Raw genomic sequence first — 24297 nt, forward strand, 5'->3', positions numbered from 1 at the left:
CCTTTTTAAACACTATGAAGCATCAAGCCTCTTAACCTGGCTTGCTAATATCAGCGAGTTGTTCTTCAAATATTTTTCCACAAGACTTGCAAGTCTTTTTGGGTGATTTAAGTAGCTCCATTCTGCTTGTAGGACCTTTATATCACTTTGCACTAAGTTAATTTCATTTTTTATTTTTATTAACTCTCTATTTAATGATTGAACATGTAATTTAATCTGAAATAGCCCAACAACGCTGAGGAGAAATATAATTACTGAGATGATACAGAGGATTTTCATAATAGTCTTTGTATAGCCCTCAGTTTCGCTGAACGTGCACGTGGGTTTGCATTTACTTCTTCTGCATTTGCTGTAATCACTTTTTTATTTAGTAAGGAAAATTTTTTGCAGTTATCTGAGCATAAATCTCTAAAAAAGTTTTTAACTATGCGATCTTCCAGAGAGTGAAAGGTAACGACGACTAATTTTCCACCTTCATTTAAAACTTCAGATGCAGCTTTTATGCCCTTTTCAAGCTCACCAAGCTCATCGTTCACCCATATCCTGATTGCCTGAAATGTTCTTGTTGCTGGATCAATTTTGCTTTTCCCGCGAAAAACCATAGAACGCACGATATTTGCAAGTTCAAACGTAGTTTTAATTGGTTTCTTTTTGCGTGCATTTACTATTGCTCGTGCGATTCTGCGAGAGTGACGCTCTCCGCCATAATTGTAGATAGTGTTTGCAATTTCCTCTTCGCGCAAAGCATTAACAAATGTTGCAGCATTTATATGGGAGGAATTATCCATGCTCATATCAAGTGGCCCGTCATGCAAAAATGAAAACCCTCTTTCTCCATTATCAAGCTGCATAGATGAAACTCCAACATCAAAAACTACCCCATCTACATACTTACCTTCTAATATATTCTTTATGTTACTGAACTTATCGATAAATAGTTTTATTTTATCTGGATATTTTATACTCAAGTCATTATAAAATTTATTAACTGTTTCATCTCTATCGATTGCATATACTTTGCAATCTGCTGAATCCAGTATTCCTTTACTATATCCTCCAGCACCAAACGTTGCATCAACATATGTACCACCATTTTGTGGTGATAGCATTGATAGCATCTCTTTTAGTAAAACCGGAGTGTGTGTCATAGAAGAAGGTTTTGTGTTGTATGTTGGCACAATTGCGCGAACATTGCAATACAGCGCGTATTATACGGGTATTAAAATTTTTATGAATTTTATAGGTAATCCTGAAGTAATTGCCTCTAAAGCTATAATTATGGTTAATAAGATTGACAAAATTAAGAATATAAAGTAAAATTTATATATTAGTAATAATATTTTTAATAGGAGAATAGAATGCCTGGTTGTCATTATGGAACTTATGAAGATGTTTTAAAAATACAGGTAAGCAAGTTTGATAAAACATTCAAAGAGCTTTATGGAATTTATGGAGATGTTTTAAAAATACAGGCAAGCGAGTCTGGTAAGACATTCAAAGAGCTTTTAGAAGAGATATTTGCAATAGAAAAAGATATATTTGCAGTAGAAGGCATATCTAAGATTAGAAAGTTTGATTTAACAAATTGTCAAATTGGAGATGAAGAGATAAAAACTCTAGTGGAATATTTGAAGAAAAGTAAGATTACATCACTTGATTTAAGTGGGAACAACATTGGAGATGAAGGTGTAAAAACTCTAGAAGAAAAGGGGATTCTTAAGAACCTTACATCGCTTAATTTAAGTGGGAACCGAGTTACAGATGAAGGTGTAAAAGTTCTAGAAAAAGCTAAAATAGAAGCTATTAAGAAAAATAAAACTTTTATATTTAATTTAAGAAATAACCCAATTGGAGATGAGTGTAAACAAGCTATAACAGAATCTCTGGAGAAAAATATTGGTTTAAGAAGGAATTCACTCATAATACATGGCACTAGCCGTGGTGCAGAACGTGGCGCGATTGCTGGATTATTAGGGTCAATATTTGGGTTAATAGTATTATATTGTAATGGATTGACTGCTTTAACTCTTGTTAATCTTGCTATTGTGTTATTTGTTCCACTTTTAGTTTTTGCACCTGCTGGAGCTGCAATAGGTTATGCATTTTCAGTGCTTGATAATGTAAATGCTGCTCAACATAATATGAACTGTAAATTTATTCTATAATGACACTATTTTCTAATGTGTGAAGACCATATTACAGCGTTCGTAAAGTTGTGCGTAAGCTACTCAGATGACTACATTTTAGGCCATTTACCAACAAAAGGGTGTCATACCAGTGCCCAGACACTGGTATCCAGCCTTTAAATTCCATTCAAAATAACTTTTATATTCATCATTTATGCCCAATTGAAACTCCTGGATTCTAGCTTCACGCGCTAGAATGACATCATTTTCTAATGTATGAAGACCGTATTACGTAGAAAAATTCAGTTATTTCTGTTTTGGAAATAACTGCTTCTGAGGTATATGGGCTGTAAAATTCATAGAAATCTTGATGGATTAAAGAAAATTGGATCTATAGCAAATCCGTAGAAAATTCAGTTATTTCCGTTTTGGAAATAACTGCTTTTGAGGTACATTATGGGCCATAAAGAAAGGTGTCATTCTAGCGCGTGACGCTAGAATCCAGGTCTTTTTAACTTTATCCTATAATCAAGTCATAGTATGATAAAAAAGCTTTATTATTAAAATATTTCTATTAATTTTGTAAGTATATCTACCCATTCTATTTCCTTTAAGAATATCATAATTAATATATAAATTTTATCTAATATTCTTAATTTTCGTCGACTTTTTAATAGAATTATGGGAAATTATATGAAAGTCAGTTATTTCCAAAACGGAAATAACTGGTCTTTAAAAGTATATTACCGCATGATAATAGCGTTAAAGTTGTAATTTTGAGGTTTGTGAAAACTTTAATGTTTGTACAGTTGTGGGCTATCTTTTACAAATATTAAAAAGTACTTGTACTTTATACTTACCAAGGTAAAATTAGCCTCTAGAGCTTCTTAATATGCTATTTTCTAAATTCTTAGATCCAAAAAATGACCATTTTTACCATAATAATTGTTAATAAAATTGACAAGGTAAAGATATTAAGTATAATTTATATATTAGTAATAATATTTTTAATAGGAGAGTAAAATGAAAGAAACAGATCTTAATCAACATCCTTCAAGTAATCCAGTGAATGATCAAATTAGTATAAAGGAAGAACTTTCTGCAGAGGAAACAGCTACCACAGCATTGCCAAGTTCTGCTGATGCGCATAGTAGTGTAAATGATCAAACTACACCAAAAGTGCAATCAGATATAAGAATTAATAAGCACGATCCTTCTAGCAGCCTAGACTGCTCTACTGGCTGTGTTGTAGCATCCATTGCAGCAATGGCAGGAATGATATTTTGCGCTGCAGGTTATAAAGATATTGGATGTATATTCCTAATAATTTTTGCCATTGTGGGAATTATAAAGTCGCTACCCTCTGAAAAGTCTACAAGTATCGACGCTAAACGCTATGACAAAGGAGTTTGGTAATAGACATTATTGTGATTACCAAAACTTCCAACATTCAATACACTTAACTCTTAACTTTAAGAAAATTATAACCATTGAACATTTCACATCAATGGTGTATAGTTGCTAATAGTCCTGGAGCTTCTTAATATGTCATTTCAAAGTGAGGTTGTTGTTAAAAATTAAGTATATCTTATGTCAGTTTTAAGCTTATCTACTTTGCAGGTGCAGCGTTTGTACATGGCATTATTAAGATTATATAATATTCATACAATGTTTACACTTTTTCACCATATTGAAAAAGTGAGCGATATCATTATAATGTTAAATAAATTAATAGTAGAGTTATGCAGCAGATCACAAAAGTAATACTATCAAGCTTAATTTGTAACACGTTATTATGGTATGATCACATGCTCTTTGGGCATTTAATCAATATTATTGGTAGTACGTTTTTTCCATCTGATGATCAATTAACAAGTGTGTTAAAGGCCTTTGGAGTATTTGCAGTAGGTTTTCTGATGAGGCCAATTGGTGCTGCTGTGTTTGGTCATATTGGCGATAAATACGGAAGAAGAGTTGCTCTATTGCTCTCGATTATAATGATGACTCTGTCGACTGTATTAATCGCCTTTGTGCCAGCATATCAGAGCATTGGCATACTTGCATCAATATTTGTAGTTTGCTTAAGGTTATTGCAAGGTATATCACTTGGTGGAGAAGCAGGAAATGCACCATTTTTGATAGAGCATGCTCCTGAAAATAAAAAAGGATTTTTTGGCAGCATTGAAGTTTTGAGTGCAATTTTTGGTTCAGTGTTAAGCCTTATAGCAGTGCTTATCTGTACAAAAGTGTCTGATTTTGAATCTTGGGGATGGAGGTTACCTTTTACTTTCAGTTTAGTAATGGGATTAATCAGCATATATATGAGATACATACTTGACGAGAGTCCAGAATATAAGAAACAAAAAGAGCCATCTGAGTTGCCACTAAAAGAGTTACTAAGTGGCTACAAAAAGCCTTTGTTTATAGCAATTGGAGTGGATATAGTTGAAAACTCATCTCTTTATATATATTTAGTATTTTTCAATATATTCACAAACTGGGTCAATTCTCATGTCACACACATGGTGGAAACATTCAGTCAAGTTGCACTTGGGGGGCTGACAATATCATTTGCGATTCTTTCTGATAAAATAGGAAGGGAAAAGGTTATGAAATTTGCATTTATAGCTTTTGTAATAGTCAGTTACCCAGTTTTTTCTATGTTATGTAAAGATGATGATCTGCTTACTATTGTAGCACACATCCTTTTTATTGTTCCAATTGCTGCATCACTTGGCCCTGTTAGTGCGCTGATGTGTGAGTTATTTCCAACGAAGGTGCGATATAGCGGATTTGGTTTATCAAGGAACATAGCTGCTGGATTTTTTGGTGGTCTTGCGCCGTTTGTATGTACAACAATTATTAAAGTTACAGGGCAAGAAACTGCAGCAAGCTACTATATGATTTTTTGTGCACTAATTGGGCTGGTCGCTATTTCAAATATAAAAAAGAAAAATCCTGTAAAGGAGTTAGTTTATAGCACATAAAGATATTTACAATCAGCGCTTAGCGTGATAAATTAGGAGCAATTCATTCCTCGGTAGCTCAGTGGTAGAGCAGTTGGCTGTTAACCAATTGGTTGCTGGTTCGAATCCGGCCCGGGGAGCATTTTTCTCTTGAGAATTATATGAACTTCAAGTCAGTTGTTTTGTGTATATTGGACGGCTGGGGAAATGGAGTGAAAAATAGCAGGTACAATGCCATAAGCAACGCAAAACCATCCTGTTGGCAATGTATTAGCTCTCATTATCCAAAGTCTAGTTTATCTGCATGCGGAACCGATGTTGGTCTTCCAGGTGGTCAAATAGGCAATTCAGAAGTGGGCCATATGAATATCGGTAGTGGTAGGGTGGTTATGCAAAGCCTGCAACGCATTAATTTGGAAATTGATGGAGTAGGAGAGAATTTAAAACTTAAGGAATTTATTGAAGATGTAAAAAGTAAGAATGGTGTATGCCATTTAATGGGATTAGTATCAGATGGTGGTGTTCATTCACACCAAAAGCACATTTCAACCTTAGCAAATAAGATATCACAGCATGGGATTAAAGTGGTAGTGCATGCATTTTTAGATGGTAGAGATACTTTTCCAAATTCAGGAAAGAAATGCATTCAGGAGTTTGAGGAGGATGTAAAAGGTAACGATGTGAAAATCGTCACCGTTTCTGGTCGCTATTACGCTATGGACCGTGACAACAGGTGGGAGAGGACAATTGAAGCTTATGAGACCATTGCATTTGCAAATGCACCTAGTCATAGCGATGCAGTGTCATTGATTGATGAAAATTATCAAAACAATGTAACTGATGAATTTATTAAGCCCACAGTAATAGGCGATTATCAGGGTATAAAACCAGAAGATGGTGTATTACTAGCTAACTTCCGTGCTGATCGTATGATACAATTAGCAAATATCTTTCTCAATAGAGCGGATTATAATAAGGCGGCAAAATTTTCTTCAATCTTGAGCATGATGAAATACAGGGAAGAGCTTGAAATTCCTTATATTTTTGCTCCTTTTTCTTTCGATCATACTTTAGGACAGGTGATGGAGGACAATAAGTTGCGGCAGTTACGTATTGCTGAAACAGAAAAATATGCTCATGTAACTTTTTTTTTCAATTGTGGGAAAGAGAAGCCTTTTGCTGGTGAGGAGAGAATACTTATTCCCTCGCCAAAAGTAAAAACTTATGATCTGCAGCCAGAAATGTCAGCTTTTGAGCTGACAGAAATATTAGTTGAAAAGATATATTCACAAGAATTTGCTTTGATAGTTGTAAATTACGCCAATCCTGATATGGTTGGGCATACAGGTAATATAAAGGCGGCTGAAACAGCTGTGCTAGTAGCGGACGATTGTCTTGCAAAAATATTAAGAGCTGTCAAAGAAGTGGGAGATACTGCACTGATTGTCACTGCAGATCACGGTAATGTGGAATGTATGTTTGATGAGGAGAACAACACACCTCACACAGCACACACTTTAAATACAGTTCCATTTATTGTATGTGCTGATAACTTACAATTAAAGGACGGAAAATTATCCGACATTGCCCCTACAATTTTGCAGTTACTTGGAATTAAGCAACCAGATGAGATGAAGGGCAAATCGTTGATTGTGGATGATTAACCACATCATTTACCTGGCTCTGTTTGCCCAGGTGTTCCTGTATCAGGTACTTCTATTACTGGATCAACACTAGGTTTAGCAAAACATGTGCTCACTTTTTCAACTATTGGCGCTATAACAAGAACTGTTGTTAGAAAGAATACAGACAATCCTACAGCTGGTGCTATAGCTCCTATGACTGCACCTACTGCAGACATGTTTGCATCAGGGAAGAGAGCAATTGCAGCTGCAGCAATACCAACCCCAACTGCAGCGCTTGCAATTGTCCATGTGCTCAAAAAAATAGTAGCGTTTACATCATCTTTTTTAACTTTATTTTTACAAAGTTCATACAATACCACTGTAAGACAAACTGCAGTAAATGCTAATGGAATTATAGAACCAGCAATTGCACCTATAGCTAAAGGTGGTAGATTTGCAAGGCCCATCAGTGCTCCTGCTCCAGCACTGATAAGTGCTAATACAACTGTAGTCTTTGGCGATCCTTCACCTGAAGATTCATTATTTTTGCCTATACTTTCGCCCATATAAACTTCTCAAAATTAACTAATAATTAAATATTATTATTTTTATCTTAACTTATTAAATTATTTTATTTACTAAATTTAGCATGAAAATGTAGATATAGCCCTTCTCATAACTTCTGTAAAAGGGAATTCTTGTTTTGACTTTTTCGTTAATTTTGGCAGAATATATAATTAATTATTTAAATCAGACACATGGCAAAAGAGAATTGGGAAGCAGTAATTGGGCTTGAGGTACATGCTCAAGTTTCTTCTGAGACGAAGTTATTCTCTAGTTCATCCACTGAATTTGGCGCTGAACATAATACACAAGTTTCCTTGGTTGATGGAGCAATGCCAGGTACATTGCCAATACTAAATTATTACTGTATAGAGCAGGCAATACGCACTGGCCTTGCACTATCTGCAGAAATTAACAAAAATTCTTACTTTGATCGGAAAAATTATTTCTACCCTGACTTACCGCAAGGGTATCAGATAACGCAGTTTTTTGAGCCGATTGTAAAAAATGGCAAAATATTTATTGGCGACAAAGAAATCAGAATTGGAAGGATTCACTTGGAGCAGGATGCAGGGAAAAGTGTTCATGAAGAAAGCAAGACATATATAGATTTAAATAGAGCAGGTGTTGCATTAATGGAGATTGTTTCTGAGCCAGATCTTAGATCATCAGCAGAGGTTGCGGAGTTCATGAAAAAATTAAGGCAGATTTTACGTTATGTCGGCTCATGTGATGGTGATATGGAAAAAGGATCACTGCGTTGTGATGCAAACGTTTCTGTCCGCCCAAAAGGCAGCAGTGAATTTGGCACTCGTTGTGAAATAAAAAATCTAAATTCAATACGTTACATTGTTCAAGCAATAGATTATGAAATACAGAGGCAAATTGAAATTTTAGAAAGCGGAGGAGAAGTAAGCCAGGATACTCTATTGTTTGATGTTGCTTTAGAGAAAACAAAAGTGATGCGAAATAAAGAAGATGCAAGTGACTATAGATATTTTCCAGAGCCCGACTTATTACCGGTTGAAATAAGTGATGAGAAAATTGACTCAATTAAAGCATCTTTACCTGAGTTGCCAGAGCAGAAAAAGCAGCGGTATATTGAAAAGTTAAGTGTTAACGAATATGATGCAGAAGTTATTACTTCTGACAAATCAATTGCTGATTACTTTGAAGAACTAATAAAAAGGCATGAAGCGAAAATCTCAGTAACTTGGTTAACTGTTGAGCTTTTTGGTCGTTTGAATAAAGCTGGAATTAATATTACTGATTCTCCGATAGAAGCAGGCGAGTTGTCTGAGCTTTTAGATTTTATTGTGGATAACACAGTTTCTGCTAAGCTTGCGAAACAGATACTTGATAGTATGTTTGAAACTGGTAAGTCTGCATCTCAAATTATTGAAGAGCAGGGCCTTAAGCAGATAACTGATAAGGGTCAAATATCTGAAATCATTCAAGAAATTATTGAAACCCATCAAGATAAAGTTCAAGAATATAAGAGCGGTAAAACAAAACTATATGGATTTTTTGTTGGTGAAGTTATGAAACAAACAAAAGGAAAAGCAAACCCTGATGTAGCAAACTTAGTATTGAGTGAAAAGTTGAGTGATTAATTTCATCAGTAGGGCCTGCAAAGGTCAAGTAATAGAGTGATAAATAGGTAGCCTTTTCTGTAAAAGCTGTATAATTCTGGAAAGTTTTGATGCAGAAATTATTAATTTTTTCGTATCCATTCAGGTGTATGGCTTAAGAAGCAATACAGTAGGTTTTGAAAAGGATTTAACTTCTTTTGCCTCCAAGTCAAGTACAATGAAATTATCCTCTCAAGAAACATATTTCCCCGTTTCGATTGTGTAAAATATGAAGTATCCATTCAGCCGGGCGGTAAAATAAAGAGTAGACAAGGAATGCTAAAAAGGTAAACTAGAGTGGCTGTGAGGTAATATGGTTGATCTTTTAGAATTTTGCGAAAGTTTAAGCAGACTATAGAAAAGTTAGAAACAAAAATAGAAGAGCTTAAAGCAGAAAATAAAGCGCTAAGGATCGAAAACGCTGAGTTAAAAGAAAGGCTTGGCTTAAATTCAAAAAATTCATCTATACCAAGCTCCAAAGAATTATATAAGATGAGGGAAAATAAGCCAAAAAGTGACAGGAAAGTAGGAGCACAGGTTGGACATAAAGGCAGTTACCGCCCTAAAATGGAGGCAGATGAGATGGTAAAAATAGAACTGCCCAATACGTGTGAGTGCGGAGGAGAAATTGCGGTATCAAAAGATCCGTATACTCATCAAAAGGTCGATTTGCCGGAAATCAAGCCGTATGTAGTTGAATATTAACTAGAGCATGGACGTTGCAAAAGATGTGGAAAAAGAAAAAGTAGCAAGCTACAAGAAGGAGTAACTGCGGACACATTTGGTCCAAGAGTTAAGTCAGTAATTACAGCATTAAGTGGATTTTACAAGAATTCGAAAAAAGAAGTGGCAAATATTAGAAGGTGTCTGCAAAGTATGTAGAAAAGTAGAAAAAAGGACAATTATGTGATACAAGGATAACTTTAACATGTATCCAAGTGACATAAAAGACAGTGAATGGGAAATTTTAAAGCCATATTTTGAGCCAAAAAAGACAGGTAGACCAAGAAAACACGATATTAGAACAATTATTAATGCAATAAGGTACGTAATGAGAACAGGCTGCCAATGGAGACAATTACCTAAGGATTTCCCACCATGGAAGACAATTTACAGTTGGAACACACGACTAAAAAACACTGGAAAATGGCAAGAAATACACGATATTTTAGTAAAAAAAGTAAGGGAGGTAGTTGGTAAAAGAGCCACACCATCAGTTGGAATAATTGACAGCCAATCAGTAAAAACGACTCAAAAAGGGGGGCCAGAGGTTACGATGCTGGCAAGAAAATAAAAGGTCGAAAACGGCATATTATTGTAGACACGCTAGGACTCGTGATTACGGCAGATGTACACAGTGCAAGCATCCAAGACCGCGAGGGAGCTTTAGATCTTCTGGTAAAAGCAAAACAAAAAATACCAACATTACAGAGGTTTTTTGCTGATCAAGGATACACAGGTAACCTTAAAAACAGATGCTTAATAAAAACAGGATGTTTATTTACAATAGCAAAAAAAGCTCCTAATATTGCGGGATTTGAGGTTATACCGAAGCGTTGGATTGTTGAAAGAACTTTTGCTTGGCTTTCCAATTTTAGGCGTATGAGTAAGGATTATGAGCATTCTCCTCAAACTTCGGAAACCAATATTTTCTTTAATATGACTACTATTATGCTTACTAAATTAGCTAATTCTTGAGTTTGCAGACACCTTCTTATAAAGGACATTTTCAACCTGGATATCAGCGTCGGTAGTGTATCAAATAGCGAGGCTAGAGTGGCAGAAAAATGCCAAGAAGCATATGAGCAAATTGAGGAAGAGGTAAGCAAGAGCAAAATTTTACATATCGATGAAACTAGCCATTACAACAAAGGTAAACAGGGCTGGTGCTGGATGTTTGCGAGCAAAATAGGAAGTGTGATCAAATTGACAGAGTCAAGAGGGATGAAAGTCCTGGAAAATAGTAAATTTGGAAAGAATAACAACCTAGTAGTGACCAACAGATATGCAGCTTACAACTACTTTTCCAGCAAGAAAAGGCAGGTCTGTTGGGCACATTTAGCAAGAGATTTTGAAAGGTTGTCTCATAGTTGGAATAGCGAAGTGAAAGTTTTGGGGTATTATTTAAGGAATGTTGCTACTGAATTATTTGCATTGAAAAAAGCTCTGTTAAAGGATGAAATAGACACATTAAGGTTCATAAGAAGAGCAAGAAAATTATGCAAGCGAACGAGATATTACTTAAAGAATATATCAAATTTACCCGAGGCAATTGGAGCGTCTCGAGTAGCAAAAAATATCATGAAATCGGATCTGATGATGTGGAAATTTTTGGACGATCCAGAAAATATTCCACTGACAAACAACTATGCTGAGCGACAGATTCGGCATTACGTTGTTTACCGAAAAGTTTCATATTTTACACAATCGAAACGGGGAAATATGTTTCTTGAGAGGATAATTTCATTGTACTTGACTTGGAGGCAAAAGAAGTTAAATCCTTTTCAAAACCTACTGGCTATTGCTTCTTAAGCCATACACCTGAATGGATACTTTTTGTCAGCTTCAATACTTCAAACGTAGTATCCTCTAATCCAATTAAATCATCTACAAATACCAGTTGTATTTCAATCTTGCTTTTTTTCCTGTCTGATTTTTCTTTTGCTTCGGACTTATATCCAGCTAAATTACATGCTACATGAAGAATGTATAGTATTGTTGTTAGAGCTCTAATACATGCAATAATATTGCGTATATTAGAAATAATATGCCTATAGCTATCAATGAAGTCACAGGAAAATTGCAGTACAATTCATAAGTTTAGTCTTGTTAATCCCAGTGAAAAGCGAATGACTTTTCTAGGATTAATCTCTCGGTTGCGGGTCTTATATGTGTAATTAAAAAGGAGATGAATCCATATATATATACTGAGAAGTTCATTGCTTGGTTGTGATCTCCTCCACACTATATTAGTATCTTTGTTTTTATCAGTAGATTGTGGGAGAACGCTATTTAATTTATTTTTTAATCTACTTGGCATAAAACAGTTAATTTTATACTAATTCTCCATGGATGTTAACACATAAAAACCTAGCAGACAAGCCTTTATTAGGCACATAAATCTGCTAAACATTTTATGAATAATGGGTCAGTTCTAAGGGTTGGTACACGGAAGTAATATCCATCTTTGATAATTGCTTTGTATTCAATATCAAGTTCTACAAGTGTTTCAGAATGTTCAGAAACGAAAGATATAGGTGATAAGACTACAGGTACATCATCCATTTTTGCGCGTAATAATTCACTTTCAGTGCTTGGCTCTAGCCACTTTACAGGACCAATTTTGCTCTGATAACATATGGACCAATCGAGGTCTTTGATTGCTAACTTTTTCACTATTAGCTCTGCGCTTTTTTCTACCTGCTTAGCGTAAGGATCGCCTTTTTTAATTACGCTCAAGGGAAGACTGTGTGCTGAAAACAAGACTCTTGGTTTATCAATTTTGCTGGCCAGTTTATAGTGCTTAGCTATCAGGCTAGCATGAGCTGCAATGAAGTTTTTATTGTCATAATAATGGTTAATTATTTTTGTACTGCACTTTAAGCCATGTTTTCTAGCATGTTTTTGCCAGTTTTCAATAGATGATAGGGTTGTTGTTGTTGAATACTGAGGATATAAGGGCAGCAGAATTACTTCTTCAGGATCAAGCTGTTTTACACTTTCCACGACTTCACTAGCAAATAGATGCCAGTAGCGCATGCAGACAAAAACTTTAGTAAATTTTTCAACGCATGACACTGGAGCCAGATTTTTATTTCTAGATCCCAGTGTCAGGCTACTCTGGTGACAAAGTTTGTTAATCTCTTGCTCAAGTGCCTCAGCCTGTGCTTTTGTGTTTTCTAAAATTGGCGATTTACCTCCAATTCGTTTATATATTTCTCGTGCAGTTTTTTCGCGTTTTGAAGATATGAGTTTTGCTAGAAGGAACCGGAAGGGATTCGGTAAGTTAATTATTCTTTTATCGCAAAAAAGATTGAATAAAAAAGGACGAATTGCATCCAGTGAGTCAGGCCCACCGAGATTAAGTAAAATAACCGCCTTTTTCATTAGATCTAATGGTATAAACTAGTTATTTATACCATTTCAGTTACAACTGTACAAACACTGTGCTAACAGTGCTCTTGATGAATAAAGGCTTTGATATTTATCATAAAGCTATTTATAATTATGCAGTAATTAAAATGTAGTTATGGCAGAAAGAGCTAATGATATTAGACCTGGCCAAGTATTGGAGCATAATGGTGGGTTGTTTTTAGTTGTAAGTATTATGCATACTCAACCTGGTAAAGGTGGTGCATATATACAAGCTGAAATGAAAAACATTAAAACTGGCTCAAAACATTATGAGAGATTTCGTTCTGATGCAACGATTAGAAGGGCTATTTTAGATGAAGAGGAGTACACTTACCTCTTTACCGAAGGAAATATTGTCAGTCTCATGCATCCAGGCAATTATGAGCAAATTACTATAAATTTAGAGTTATTAGGAGATAAAAAAATTTATTTACAAGACAACATGATAGTTAAGGTAGTGACCTATCAAGATAAAATAATTTCCGCACATGTGCCTGACTACGTAACACTTACTGTAAGGGAAACAGAGTCCGTGATTAAAGGGCAAACCGCCACTTCCTCTTATAAGCCTGCAATTCTTGAAAATGGGATGCGTGTTAGTGTACCTCAGTTTATCAAAGAAGAGGATAAAATTGTAGTTTATACTCCTGACGATAGCTATTACGAACGAGTAAAAGAATAAAAAGATGTCTATCTCATCACCAAGAATTAATGTGATGCTTGACTCTGTGCGCAATGCTTCAAAACAGCTTATGCGTGATTTTAATGAGTTACAGATCTCTAGTGTTAAATCAGCGGATTTTATTAATAAAGCTTATTTAAAATCTAAAAAGACAATACATTATTATTTACATAATTATAAGCCAGATTATGGTTTTATTTTTGAGGATGATATTGACCAAGAAATAAAGGAAGATGAAAATGGTTACACTTGGTTTATTATGCCTATAGAAGCTAGAGAAAATTTTTCTAGCTGCATGGTTTATTTTGCAGTATCAGTGTGCCTGATTCACAAAAATAGAGTTATAGCAGTTGTGATTGAAGCTCCGGCTCTAAAAGAAACTTTTTGGGCAGAAGAAAAGAAAGGTGCTTTTCTTGAAGATTTTAAACTCCGTCACATAAAACTGCGCATGAAAAACCGTGAAAGTGGTTTAATAGATGTAAGTGGCAATCTACTCAATAAACTACAGCCAGGCAATAATAATATACGTTCTATCGGTTCAACACTTTTGGGCTTTGCTTATCTTGCTGCAGGAAGGTATAGTGGAATAATTTATTCTGGAATTAACAGGTATAAGGCTCTAATTGGCAGGCTTTTGCTTCAAGAGAGTGGTGGAAGATTAACAGAGAGTAATAAATTACTTGTTGCGGGGGATATGACATTTTAGACCTTACTCTAGAATAGATGAAATATTGCTTTGCGGATAGTATGTAACGAATCTAAAAAATTATTTTGTTCTTATAGTTTTCGTGCTAATATAATGCTTAGGTGAAGTAAGTAGCTGCTGTTGTGCGGTAGGCATAACAGAGGAAAGTCCGGGCTCCAAGGAAAAATAGTGACGGATAACATCCGCCGGAGGTAACTCTAGTTATAGGGCTACAGAAAATTACCGCCTAATGTTTTTAGGTAAGGGTGAAAAGGTGCGGTAAGAGCGCACCATAGCAATGGTAACATTGATAGTTGAGTAACCAGCACTAGGAGCAAGATTAAATAAGAGTAGGCCTTATGTTTTCCTCATATCTACTCGGGTAAATCGCACGAAGTAAATGGTAATATTTATTCCAGATAAATAGCTACATAAACAGAACCTGGCTTATACTTCACCTAAGATCAATATAAGCCACCATTGTTTATCATGCGTTATCCTTTACTTGTTCTGTTTGATAGCCACCACTACTTTCGCCTATATTAACGCCGGAGTATTCTTCGTCGTCAATATATTCTTTCAGAATATATCCTCTGCCCCAAACAGTTTCTATATGACTTTTTCCATCATTAGCGCTTTCAAGTTTTTTACGCAACTTACACATAAAGACATCAACTATTTTATTATCTGAAGGCTCGTCCAGACCATTGTAAAGATGGTTCAAGAACATTTCCTTCGTTAATACTGTACCTTTACGTAATGCCAATAATTCTATCATAGAATATTCTTTGTTGGTAAGATGCACTGTCTTACCTTTTACTGTGACAACTCGATGATCAAAGTTGATTTCGATATTGCCGATTCTGATCACTGATTCAGGATGACCTTTAGTACGACGCACTATAGCCTTAATACGAGCAAGTAGCTCGCTTTTATGAAATGGCTTAGTCAGATAATCATCAGCACCATACCCGAGCCCTTTAGCTTTGTGATTAACAGCAGACATACATGATAGAATTAAGACCGGAACTTTAATTTTCGCACTTCTTAATCTTAACAATATGTCATATCCGTCAATATCACCAGGTAAGTGTATATCCAGAATAACTAAATCATAATAGTCTCCATTTGAAGAAACCATATTATTGTTATAATCCTGTGCAGAAGTTACAACGTCGCAAAAGTGCCCGTCGGAAGTTAAAGCATTCACGACAGTTTTTGCACTCACTTGATCATCTTCAATTAATAATATACGCATATTTTACACCCCATAAAATAATTTATAATTTTAGTAATATATATAACTAAGGAAAGTAACAAATCAAATCTTTATTAACAAATGATCAAAATTACACTTAATAATTATTAATTAACAGTAAAAATACCATTCCAAAATTATATAAAAATATAATAGATATATCATATACCATAATAATAACACTATTTTTAGTAAATATTGAATTAAAATTGTTATTGCTACAATAATACTTATGTTAATAAATATTTAACTATATTTATATCATGTTTTTAATTTACTTGTCCTTTAGTCTTAAAATATAAGTAATACTTTGGTAATGTTTGTGGTGATATCAATTTTAGGTGCTGGTGCATGGGGTACAGCGATTGCAATTTCATTAAGTAATAAACAAAATATAACTCTATGGACCCGTAATGACACTACATTTAAATCAATTAGTGAAAAAAGAGAAAGTGATAAATTGCCTGGTTGTTTCATTTCTGATAATGTATCAATAAAATTGGCTATTGAAGATGCAATTGACGCTTCAATGGTGATTCTTGCTGTTCCTACTCAGTCTCTACGCGAAGTGTGTCAGCAACTACATAACTACAATCTGAAAAAAGACGTAGCCATCATTTTAGCTTGCAAGGGAATAGAAAAAAATACACTAAAATTGCCAAGTGAAGTAGTAAATGAAACTTTCCCTAGCAATCCAGTTGCTATCTTTTCCGGTCCTAGCTTTGCTATAGAAGTTGCAAAAAAATTACCATATACGATGGTTCTTGCTTGCCAAGATGACACGTTAGGTTTAAAGTTAATATCGGAATTAAAACAGAAAGACATTACATTAAATTTCAGTAATGATGTTATAGGGGTGCAAATTTGTGCAGCATTAAAAAATGTTTTTGCTATAGCATGTGGAATCATTTTAGGTAAAAAGCTCGGGTTTAATGCTCATGCAGCATTGATTACAAAGTGTATGAATGAAATTAAGACTTTATACTCAGTAAAAGTTGATAACAACAATGTAAACATAGATACGCTACTGGGACCATCATGTTTGGGTGATTTAGTTATGACTTGCACATCCTTGAATTCAAGAAACTTGTCTTTTGGATTTAAAATAGGTGATGGCTGTGATATTAAGCAAGTTTTGTTGGAGGGTAAATCGGTAATTGAGGGTTTTAGCACTGCTCAGTCTGCCTTTAATTTAGCAGAGAAATTAAAGATCAAGATGCCTATATGTGAAGCAGTATATAAATTGTTATATGAAAATGCTTCTATAGAGGATACTATATCTGTTTTTACAAGTTAATTTAATGTATTATGAAATTTATATATAAACTAATATCAACCTGGTGGTTGTCTTGCACAGCAACCAAAATGCCAGGTACCGTAGGTAGCTTAGCTTCTCTTCCTCTTGCTCCTGTTATATTGAGCAACAAAATTTTAGGTGCGGCAATTATTTCTTTTTTATTTGTGGTTGGATTATGGTCTACTGGTAACTATGTAAAGCATTATCAAACTTCGCAGGACCCAAAAGAAGTTGTAATTGATGAAGTGGTTGGTCAGCTGCTTACAATACTTTTAGCTTCGGTGTTGTTTAGCAATTACAAAGATGATTATTTCTTACTGTTGTTGTGCTTTCTTTCCTTTAGATTTTTTGATATAATAAAAACGTGGCCTATAAATTTGATCGATAAAAATACCAAAGGTCCTCTAGGTGTTATGCTAGATGATATTATAGCTGCAATTTTGGCTTGTGCTTTTGTAGGAGCTTTGTATTGTTTATTGTCATTGTATGCAGCTTCGTCACTCTGATTTAGTTACTCAAAATCTTCAAGATTATATACTTTATACGGTAAATTTATCCGAATGGGAAGTGCATGATGAATTTGATGATATTGTATTTGTAATAAATGGTACTAAAGAATCGCTATTTAATTTTGTGTTTTGTAAAGACCAATGTACTGAGCTATCTGCACAAAAAACTTTAGATTACCTTAAAGCAAGAAGCGTAGAAGCAACATGGGTAGTAAATTCGCATGCTACAATAAGAAATATTTTAGAAAAAAATGAGATAGATCATGCTAGTACACCAAAGAAAGCTCTATTAAATATAAAAAATTATTTTTTGCCAAATGATGTTATTGCAAATATGGAATTAAAAATCGTAAATAATCACCAATTATTGGAGCAGCTGGATTTACACACTTCTAAAATTTTTTATCACAATATTGGAATTGTTAGTACATTTTTTCGCGGATTATCAAATTATGATTATGAAAACTCAGGATTAAAATTTTTTCTTGTAACACTAAATGGTGAAATTGTTGGCACGTGTGGTCTTTACGTTCAAGATGGTGTGGCTGGTTTTTACAGTGACGGTGTTTTATCAAAGTATAGAAATAGGGGGGTGGGTACTCAAATGATTTTAGAAAGGATAAAGTTAGCGCAACGGCTTAAATGTAAGCATATAATAGCGCATTGTATGAAGCCTTCAGTTAATCTTTATAAGAGGTTAGGGTTCCAAATGTTGGGTAATCTCTATTTGTATACCTCTTCGGCATAATTTATGCACAATTTTGCTTAAAATTTTTACCTTTATTTTAAAAGCACCATGTTTTTTCTGTATGAAATAGTTTTGGTATTAGTTCTGATATTGTTTTATCTTTCTTATTCTAAGTTAAAAACTCTAAATAAAATTAGAAATTTACAACACCAGAATATTATCATCAATAATTTAATCGACACTATAGACGATGGATTTTATATTTGGGATGCAAAGAAACGTATAGAAACATTTTCTCCCAACTTACTGATCTTGCTTAACACTGTATTTTACTCATTTAGTGAATTTGTGAATTTCTTTGAGCAATCAGAAGCTTTAGTCAAAAATTTCAATGAAGCAAAAGAGATAAATAAGTCTTTTGCTTTAGATTTGAAATCAAAAGATGGCGAAGTTTATTGTATATGCTATGGGAGGAGTATAATAAATGATTTTAATAATGTAATTGGTGTACTGCTGTGGATAAGAAATATTTCAGACTATAAAATAAGGGCTAACGGACTTGAATTAGAGAATAATAAACTTACAAAAGAAGTAAAAAACTATGAGGAAGTTTTTAATTCTTTACCATTTCCAGTGCTAAAATATAACAAGCACAAAAAAGTCAAGTTTTATAATTTGTTCTATGATAAATACATAAATAGCTCTCAAAAAACAGCCATCACCACTAGTATCTATAGTGGTAAGTCAGGAAGACACGTTATAACCTGCAATAGTGAGCGAAAAATTTTCGATTTTACTAAAATTCCAGTGCAAGATTCTGGAGCGATGGTAGTATATGGAACAGACGTCAGCAATGAAGAAAAATTACATGCTGAGTTAAATGATTATTTTGCTATGCAGAAAAATCTACTTGAAGAACTATCAATTGCTATAGCAATATACAGTAAAAATCAAAAATTGAAGTTTTATAATAATGCTTTTGTAAAAGTCTTTCAATTTACTCCAGAATTTCTTGCATCTTATCCAACTTATCACGAAATCATGCTTTATCTATTTGAGTCTAAAAAGCTTTTAAAGGAGGAAGATTTTCATATTATTGTTAACCAAAGGCACAAATTGTTTAGAAAATTACTTGAGTCATATAATGGTATACTGCATCTTACTAATGGGAAGAAGATTAGAATGCTAGTTATGCATTATGCCTCGGAGGATTTGCTTTTTTCTTATGAGGAGTGTGAAAAATAATACATATAATCCGTGTAACTTTTCCTAAAGGGTCTTGTAATTAACAAGCTCAATACTTATATATTTTCATATTAGATAACATTCATAAGGGAGTATTCGTTATGGGAAGAGCAATAGGTATAGATCTTGGGACAACAAACTCTTGCGTTGCAATAATGCAGGGTAAAGATACCAAAGTAATAGAAAATAAAGAAGGAGCAAGAACAACTCCATCTATAGTTGCGTTCACTTCATCAGGCGAAAGGTTGATTGGCTCTCCAGCAAAAAGGCAAGCCACTACCAATGCAAGTAACACTTTCTTTGCTACCAAGAGATTGATAGGACGTAAAAATAGCGATCCTGAAATGAAAAATCTGAATGTACCATACAAAGTATTTGCAGCGAAAAGTGGTGATGCATGGGTCAAAACTAGCGACAATAAAGAATACTCTCCTAGCCAAATTGGTGCATTTATACTACAAAATATGAAAGAAGCAGCAGAAGCTTACCTTGGTGAAGAAGTAAAGGATGCTGTGATAACAGTACCGGCATATTTTAATGACTCTCAACGTCAAGCAACAAAAGATGCAGGAAAAATTGCTGGATTAAATGTGCTCAGAATAGTAAATGAGCCAACGGCTGCAGCACTTGCTTATGGTCTTGATAAGAAGCACGGGCACACAATAGTAGTGTATGACCTTGGAGGTGGTACGTTTGACGTTTCAATACTTGAAATAGGTGATGGAGTGTTTGAAGTAAAAGCTACGAATGGAGACACTCATCTTGGTGGTGAAGACTTTGATAACGCAGTAATGAACCATCTTCTTGATGAATTCAAGAAAAGTAGTGGAATAGATCTGAAAAATGATCCAATGGCAATGCAAAGGATCAAAGAAGCTGCTGAAAAGGCAAAAATTGAATTATCAAGTGCAATGGAAACTGAGATAAATCTGCCATTCATTACAGCTGATGCGAGTGGTCCAAAGCACTTAAACATTAAATTAACAAGGGCAAAACTTGAAAGTTTAGTAAATGATCTGATTGAAAGAACTATGGCCCCTTGCAAAAAAGCTCTTGCAGATGCTGGTTTATCAGCAGATAAGATTGGTGAAGTAGTACTTGTTGGCGGTATGACTCGTATGCCAAAAGTAATAGAAAAAGTTAAGGAGTTCTTTGGCAAAGATCCACACAGAGGAGTAAATCCTGATGAAGTAGTAGCAATTGGAGCTGCGATCCAAGCTGGTATAATTCAAGGTGATGTGAGAGATGTATTATTACTTGATGTAACACCACTTTCTCTTGGTATTGAAACATTAGGTGGAGTGTTTACCCCGCTTATCGAGCGTAACACTACAATTCCTACTAAAAAATCTCAGGTATTTTCAACAGCAGAAGACAGTCAAACAGCCGTAACTATAAAAGTTCATCAAGGTGAAAGAAAGATGGCTGTTGACAATAAGCTGCTTGGCCAGTTTAGTCTGGAGGGGATACCTCCCGCTCCACGTGAAGTGCCGCAGATTGAAGTAACATTTGATATAGATGCAAATGGAATAGTACATGTTTCTGCAAAAGATAAAGCCACTGGAAAGGAACAAAAAATACGTATCCAATCTTCAGGCGGATTATCTGATGAAGAAATCAATCGTATGGTGAAGGAAGCTGAGGAAAAATCACAAGAAGATGATAAGCGTAAAAAATTCATTGAAGTGAAGAACCAAGCTGATAGTTTAGTTCACTCTACAGAAAAATCTTTGAAAGAATATGGCGATAAAGTTCCAGAAGATGATAAATCTGCAATTGAAAATGCATTAAATGAACTGAAGGAAGCTAGTCAATCTGATAATCTTGATGATACCGATTCAATACAGCAAAAGGTTAATAACTTATCTCAGGTGTCTATGAAGCTTGGGGAAGCTATGTATAAAGAATCTCAGCAACAACAAACAGAAGAAAGCTCTACAGCAGCAGATGATAAGGAAAAGGTGGTAGATTCTGATTATCAAGATATAGACAGTAAAGAAGATAATAAATAGAGAAGCCTAATGTTTTTATAAACTACGAAAGGCTTTTCTTGCTTATTATTACCTATTTTCATCGATTTTTACCTTGCTGTTGTCGCTTTCTCCTTTAGCGGGAATAATATTTGTTTTAAATAATCCATAGAATGTTTACAATAGAGTAATGTTATCTCAAAATTAACATGAAAATTGACCCTGTAAAGCTAACAAAGGAACTTATCTCCTTTGAGAGTATAACACCAAGAGATGGTGGAGCAATAGAATACATAGCAAAAATTCTCACAAAAGGTGGCTTTGATTGTCAAGTCTTGGAGTTTGGTGATAATGGCACCAAGGTTAAAAATCTCTATGCGAAATATGTAAATGGAGTGCCAAACTTATGTTTTGCTGGACATGTTGATGTTGTGTCACCAGGTCGATTAGAAGATTGGATATCCAATCCATTTAAGCCAGACATTCGAGACGGAATGCTATATGGAAGAGGAGCGGCTGACATGAAAAGTGGAGTGGCTGCATTTATTGCTGCTATGGTGAATCTAGTTGCAGAGAAATTCGAATTTAATGGTTCAATGAGTGCATTGATTACAAGTGCTGAAGAAAGTACAGAAGAATATGGCACAAAAGCTGTTTTAGAATGGATGGAAAGTAAACACAAAAAGATAGATTATTGTGTAGTTGCTGAACCAACCAGCAATAAGAGATTAGGTGATACCATAAAAATAGGCAGACGTGGTTCTGCAACATTTGAATTAATATGCTACGGAAAGCAAGGGCACGTTGCTTACCCAGACCTGGCTGATAATCCTATAGATAAAATGATAACAATATTAGATAAGATAAAAAACACTACCTTTGATAATGGTAATGAGCACTTCCAACCTTCAAATTGTGAAGTTACCACTGTTGATGTTGGAAATAGTACTGATAATCTAATACCTGGTTCGGCAAGTGCACGCTTCAATATTCGCTATAATAACATACAAACACCTGATGATTTGTGTGAACTTATTAATGAAATATGTTCTAGTGTTACTGATGATTATAAGCTTTCTATGAAGAATAGTAGGGATGTTTTCTTATCTACTCCAGATCGAAATATTGATATCATGATTGATGCAATACACAAAGAGACTAATATTGATGCTGTGCTTAGTACAAGTGGTGGTACATCCGATGCTGCATTTATAAAAGATGTCTGTCCGGTAATTGAGTTTGGTATGGTCAATAAAACTGCACATCAGGTAAATGAGAGTATATTAGTAAATGATATAAACAAATTAACAGCTATATATAAAGAATTTATAGAAAATTATTTCACTCCTGCCAATAAAGTACTAAATCAGATCAATATAATTACTGGTAGCCCTTTGCAAACACTTTACTAACATTTACTTTCTTTACAGAAGAGAGGTTCTTTTATATAATTCATCTATCACATTAGTGAAGTATCTTAGCTTTCTGTAACCTTCATGTTTAATGTTGTTATATGACCTACCATCGTTAGGTTTGATAAAAAAGATAGGAGTAGCCGTAATGCCCAATTTATTAATTGCCAGTGATTTATCATTTATGATTTTATCCATTATATCTTTATCATTAATACATTGATTAAATGCACTTTGCTTTAAGTTGCTTAAAGCAGCAACTCTTTGCAATACTGTCAAATCACTGAGATTAGAATAATTCCATGATTCTATAGAGTTAAAAACAGCTTTATTGAAATTAAAATAATCCTCCTGCTTTTCATAGCAATAACTTAACATTGCGGCCTTCAGTGCTCGATAATCCAAAGGAAAGTGCCTAAATATATATAACATTTTACCTGTATCTATATATTTCCTTTTCAGGTGAGGAAAGATATCTTTATGAAAGAGAGAGCAGTGATAGCAAGTTAGTGAAGCATATTCTATCATTAAAATTGGTGCTTTTGGATCACCTAACAATTTGTCACCAGGTAGTGGTGATAGTAGCTCTTCTGATGTAACTTCAGCAATTTTTGCTTTAGTATTAACTGCATTAGCGTTCACGCTAACGAAAATCAATAAAAGCAATAGTCTAAAAATCATTACAATAATAAATACTTAACTTACTAAAAAATTTATGTATTTTCACCTATAGTGTCAAGGCTTAGTGGCTCTATCTTTAAACGCAGCGATTATTTTACTCTGCGTATATTTATACACTGAATTTAGCAGCGTTGAAAATGAGCGAGATTTAAACTCAAATTCTATGTAAAATTTTACCATAGTGTTATTTGCATCTATAGGAATAAACTGCCATTTGTTATAGAGGTGCTTAAATATTCCATTTGATGATATAGCTTTGATCCAGCCTTCACTTGTTTCACTTGGAGGCAAGTAAGTTACTTCTGAAGTGTAACTTCCTTTAATTCCATGGAAAGATGCGAGCAAATCAACAATCATTTTATTATTTGTCTTTTCTTTTATGTAAACTGCTTTGCACCAAGGAACAAAATCAGGATATTTTTCGACATCAATTACAATTTGAAAAGCCTCTTGAGGAGAACAGAGAAAAATACCTTCCTCTCTATATTTATTGAGCATAAATTTAGATTAATTAAAAGAGGAGGATCCGTATCTACCGTTAGCCTTAGTAGATTCCTGAGACCTGAAGTTAAGGTGGGCATCACGTATCAATTTCAACAAAAATGACAGAGGCGATTCCCTTGACTAGAAATTATCGCTCGGGAAATTTGACTTAACTCATAACGCATAAAACAGACCCCCACTAGATTATAGCTAATTTTTACAGCAGATGTCTATAGCTATTCTTGTATACCACTTTTAGCAAATATAATTAGATCTCTGTTTATGCAGTATTGCACAACGGACTAGAAGTGAAAAGGAAATTATTAGACTATTTCCGTTTT

At 34.4% G+C, this 24297-nt stretch carries 21 protein-coding genes, 1 tRNA gene, 2 other RNA genes and 3 pseudogenes; 18 read left to right on the forward strand and 9 right to left on the reverse strand.

The annotated features are described in order from the left end of the window. Positions 1-12: 12 nt before the first annotated feature. Together ftsL and rsmH are read right to left on the reverse strand one after the other, a co-directional pair. Positions 13-279 carry a cell division protein FtsL gene (gene ftsL, locus HF197_RS01590; RefSeq protein WP_168464012.1) on the reverse strand — a complete coding sequence of 89 codons (267 nt, stop codon included), beginning with the start codon at positions 277-279 and terminating at the stop codon, positions 13-15. Continuing rightward, complete coding sequence (rsmH, locus tag HF197_RS01595) at positions 276-1148, reverse strand: 16S rRNA (cytosine(1402)-N(4))-methyltransferase RsmH (protein ID WP_168464864.1); 873 nt, start codon at positions 1146-1148, stop codon at positions 276-278. The genes ftsL and rsmH overlap by 4 nt, the downstream gene beginning before the upstream one ends. 210 nt (positions 1149-1358) lie before the next feature. Here rsmH and HF197_RS01600 point away from each other — a divergent pair, with 210 nt between their 5' ends. From HF197_RS01600 to gpmI, 5 genes are all read left to right on the forward strand, one after another. Continuing rightward, positions 1359-2165: a leucine-rich repeat domain-containing protein gene (locus HF197_RS01600; RefSeq protein ID WP_168464013.1), complete on the forward strand. Its 807-nt coding sequence runs from the start codon at positions 1359-1361 to the stop codon at positions 2163-2165. A 984-nt stretch (positions 2166-3149) separates the two neighbouring features. Further along, positions 3150-3542, forward strand: a complete 393-nt coding sequence (locus tag HF197_RS01605) for a hypothetical protein (RefSeq protein WP_168464014.1) — start codon at positions 3150-3152, stop codon at positions 3540-3542. Positions 3543-3868: 326 nt separating this feature from the next. Continuing rightward, positions 3869-5113: an MFS transporter gene (locus HF197_RS01610; RefSeq protein ID WP_168464015.1), complete on the forward strand. Its 1245-nt coding sequence runs from the start codon at positions 3869-3871 to the stop codon at positions 5111-5113. Positions 5114-5160: 47 nt separating this feature from the next. After that, positions 5161-5232: transfer RNA gene (locus HF197_RS01615), tRNA-Asn, on the forward strand. 21 nt (positions 5233-5253) lie between these two features. Further along, positions 5254-6756: a 2,3-bisphosphoglycerate-independent phosphoglycerate mutase gene (gene gpmI, locus HF197_RS01620; protein ID WP_168464016.1), complete on the forward strand. Its 1503-nt coding sequence runs from the start codon at positions 5254-5256 to the stop codon at positions 6754-6756. Between the two features lie 5 nt (positions 6757-6761). Here gpmI and HF197_RS01625 read toward each other — a convergent pair whose 3' ends face one another. Then, positions 6762-7283 carry a hypothetical protein gene (locus tag HF197_RS01625; RefSeq protein ID WP_168464017.1) on the reverse strand — a complete coding sequence of 174 codons (522 nt, stop codon included), beginning with the start codon at positions 7281-7283 and terminating at the stop codon, positions 6762-6764. A gap of 192 nt (positions 7284-7475) precedes the next feature. On the opposite strand from HF197_RS01625, the gene gatB reads away from it, so the two are divergent. Next, a complete protein-coding gene (gatB, locus tag HF197_RS01630; protein WP_168464018.1) occupies positions 7476-8894 on the forward strand; it encodes an Asp-tRNA(Asn)/Glu-tRNA(Gln) amidotransferase subunit GatB in 1419 nt (472 codons plus the stop codon). Between the two features lie 101 nt (positions 8895-8995). Here the strand turns inward: gatB and HF197_RS01635 are convergent, their stop codons facing one another. Then, positions 8996-9154, reverse strand: a complete 159-nt coding sequence (locus tag HF197_RS01635) for a hypothetical protein (protein ID WP_168463776.1) — start codon at positions 9152-9154, stop codon at positions 8996-8998. A 71-nt stretch (positions 9155-9225) separates the two neighbouring features. Here HF197_RS01635 and HF197_RS01640 point away from each other — a divergent pair. The 3 pseudogenes from HF197_RS01640 to tnpC all read left to right on the forward strand — a co-directional run. Further along, positions 9226-9770, forward strand: a pseudogene (locus HF197_RS01640) (DUF6444 domain-containing protein); the annotation flags it as partial. Between the two features lie 70 nt (positions 9771-9840). Next, positions 9841-10610, forward strand: a pseudogene (locus HF197_RS01645) (IS5 family transposase). A 15-nt stretch (positions 10611-10625) separates the two neighbouring features. Then, positions 10626-11444, forward strand: a pseudogene (gene tnpC / locus HF197_RS01650) (IS66 family transposase); the annotation flags it as partial. Positions 11445-12020: 576 nt separating this feature from the next. On the opposite strand, the gene hemH reads toward tnpC, so the two are convergent. Beyond that, positions 12021-13019 (reverse strand): ferrochelatase, encoded by a 999-nt coding sequence (hemH, locus tag HF197_RS01655; protein ID WP_168464019.1) that lies wholly within the window; start codon positions 13017-13019, stop codon positions 12021-12023. Positions 13020-13161: 142 nt separating this feature from the next. Between hemH and efp the strand changes: the two genes are divergently transcribed. The 3 genes from efp (at position 13162) to rnpB (ending at position 14878) form a co-directional block, all read left to right on the forward strand. Beyond that, entirely contained in the window at positions 13162-13728 is a 567-nt protein-coding gene (efp, locus tag HF197_RS01660) for an elongation factor P (RefSeq protein ID WP_168464020.1), read from the forward strand. Between the two features lie 4 nt (positions 13729-13732). Then, positions 13733-14434: an inositol monophosphatase family protein gene (locus HF197_RS01665; protein WP_168464021.1), complete on the forward strand. Its 702-nt coding sequence runs from the start codon at positions 13733-13735 to the stop codon at positions 14432-14434. 98 nt (positions 14435-14532) lie between these two features. Further along, positions 14533-14878, forward strand: an RNA gene (rnpB, locus tag HF197_RS01670) — RNase P RNA component class A. Positions 14879-14900: 22 nt separating this feature from the next. Here the strand turns inward: rnpB and HF197_RS01675 are convergent. Next, entirely contained in the window at positions 14901-15671 is a 771-nt protein-coding gene (locus tag HF197_RS01675; RefSeq protein WP_168464022.1) for a response regulator transcription factor, read from the reverse strand. A gap of 322 nt (positions 15672-15993) precedes the next feature. Here HF197_RS01675 and HF197_RS01680 point away from each other — a divergent pair, with 322 nt between their 5' ends. The 6 genes from HF197_RS01680 (at position 15994) to dapE (ending at position 22792) form a co-directional block, all read left to right on the forward strand. Then, entirely contained in the window at positions 15994-16968 is a 975-nt protein-coding gene (locus tag HF197_RS01680; RefSeq protein WP_168464865.1) for an NAD(P)H-dependent glycerol-3-phosphate dehydrogenase, read from the forward strand. An 11-nt stretch (positions 16969-16979) separates the two neighbouring features. Further along, entirely contained in the window at positions 16980-17474 is a 495-nt protein-coding gene (locus HF197_RS01685) for a phosphatidylglycerophosphatase A family protein (protein WP_168464023.1), read from the forward strand. Beyond that, positions 17455-18225, forward strand: a complete 771-nt coding sequence (locus tag HF197_RS01690; protein WP_168464024.1) for a GNAT family N-acetyltransferase — start codon at positions 17455-17457, stop codon at positions 18223-18225. The genes HF197_RS01685 and HF197_RS01690 overlap by 20 nt, the downstream gene beginning before the upstream one ends. A 48-nt stretch (positions 18226-18273) precedes the next feature. Beyond that, positions 18274-19410, forward strand: coding sequence for a hypothetical protein (locus HF197_RS01695; RefSeq protein WP_168464025.1), 1137 nt, complete (start codon positions 18274-18276; stop codon positions 19408-19410). 101 nt (positions 19411-19511) lie between these two features. Further along, entirely contained in the window at positions 19512-21422 is a 1911-nt protein-coding gene (gene dnaK / locus HF197_RS01700) for a molecular chaperone DnaK (protein WP_168464026.1), read from the forward strand. Between the two features lie 167 nt (positions 21423-21589). Continuing rightward, positions 21590-22792: a succinyl-diaminopimelate desuccinylase gene (gene dapE, locus HF197_RS01705; protein ID WP_168464027.1), complete on the forward strand. Its 1203-nt coding sequence runs from the start codon at positions 21590-21592 to the stop codon at positions 22790-22792. Positions 22793-22804: 12 nt separating this feature from the next. On the opposite strand, the gene HF197_RS01710 is transcribed toward dapE, so the two are convergent. The 3 genes from HF197_RS01710 to ssrS form a co-directional block, all read right to left on the reverse strand. Next, positions 22805-23473, reverse strand: a complete 669-nt coding sequence (locus tag HF197_RS01710) for a thioredoxin domain-containing protein (RefSeq protein ID WP_168464028.1) — start codon at positions 23471-23473, stop codon at positions 22805-22807. 54 nt (positions 23474-23527) lie between these two features. Next, on the reverse strand, positions 23528-23971 hold the full coding sequence (locus HF197_RS01715) for a type II toxin-antitoxin system RatA family toxin (protein WP_168464029.1): 444 nt from the start codon (positions 23969-23971) through the stop codon (positions 23528-23530). 21 nt (positions 23972-23992) lie between these two features. Continuing rightward, positions 23993-24154: non-coding RNA, 6S RNA (gene ssrS / locus HF197_RS01720), on the reverse strand. Between the last annotated feature and the right edge of the window lie 143 nt (positions 24155-24297).

This window comes from Wolbachia endosymbiont of Ctenocephalides felis wCfeT, assembly GCF_012277295.1.
Lineage (GTDB): Bacteria > Pseudomonadota > Alphaproteobacteria > Rickettsiales > Anaplasmataceae > Wolbachia.